The sequence below is a fragment of the Cupriavidus lacunae genome, from assembly GCF_003353055.1.
GTDB lineage: Bacteria > Pseudomonadota > Gammaproteobacteria > Burkholderiales > Burkholderiaceae > Cupriavidus > Cupriavidus lacunae.
The window spans coordinates 1-1204 of sequence record NZ_QKWJ01000235.1 but is presented as its reverse complement, the minus strand read 5'-3'; the positions used below and the strand labels follow the sequence as shown (position 1 = coordinate 1204).

The window sequence follows — 1204 nt, the reverse complement described above, 5'->3', positions numbered from 1 at the left end:
AGGGTCGTGTTGCGGTCAGTTTCAAGTTCCCGGTCATCGTTGCGTGAGGGCCTGATCACCCCCCCTCACAAACTTCTATCCGCCGAGATGTTTCCGGCATAGTCCTGCATGCGCGTAGCGCGTAGAAGACCGGGATGCGACAAGCCCCATCTAGAAGTGTCGGTTGCTGAGCAACCAGTGGTATGCGCGGGCCTGTCTGCTTTTAACTGTGCTGCGTAACGAGGAATGAGGTAATTTAATCCAAAGCCGTCACCTGATTGTTGAATTGTCTGTTTCTACCTTCCGGTTCTTGCGTTCTTCAGTACCGCGCCCTCGGGTATGACCCCGTGCTCAAGGTAGCGCCACAATGCGATGACGAGCCGCCGCGCCACCGCGACGATGGCGATACGTTTGCCCCGTTTGTTCTGCGCATTGCCCAAGGTACGCTGCGTGAACCACCGCGCGATCGCGCTGTCGGGCTGGTAGCGTAGCCAGAGCCACGCCATCTCGATCAGCAAGGACCGCACTCGCCGGTTGCCCTGTTTACTGATTCCCTGGTCAACCCGGCTCTGGCCACTGTCATAGGGCTGAGGCACCAGACCGACACAGGACCCCACTTGGCGCCGGTTGTCAAAGTGTCGCCAGAATAGCTCGAGTACGAGTCGGGTAGCCCCCACCGGACCGACCGCCTTGAGTCGTTCGAGGTCGGCGATGCGTTTCTGTACGGGTTCTGGCAATTGTTCGATCAATTCTTTTTCGAGCTCGGCAAATTGCTGCTCAGCCAGGGCCAGGCGCCGGCACTCCCTGGTTAGTCGCGCGTGCAGCTCTGGCGGCAAGGGCGCGCCGTCGTGGCAGCGAAACTCTCCCATCACGAGACGTGTTGCGACGTCGCCATTGACGTCCTGCCAGCAGCCTACCGTGCGCAACAATTTGCGTATCCGGTCGCGGTGCTGCATCGTTTCCTTTTGTAGCTCGCCCCGGTCCCGTACAAGATGGCGTTGCGCTTCGGCTTCGATGCTTGGCACCCGTATCACACGCATGCGGTCGTATTCCCCGCGCAACCAGGCACGCAGGCACATCAGCAGCCTGATCACGTCGAGCCGGTCGGTCTTGGCCCGCCTTGCGTGCCGCTCCACGGGAATGCTGGCCGGGTCGCAGATCAGGGGCTCATAGCCGAGCTTCGCCAGGGCCCGCGCTATCCAGAAACCGTCCTGTCCTGCTTCGT

Annotated in this window: 1 protein-coding gene; it reads right to left on the bottom strand. The window is 60.7% G+C overall.

Annotated features, from left to right (window positions below):
* Nucleotides 1–275: 275 nt before the first annotated feature.
* The coding region (locus DN412_RS42865; protein ID WP_115216997.1) for an IS110 family RNA-guided transposase at nucleotides 276–1204 on the bottom strand (929 nt) is incomplete at its 5' end.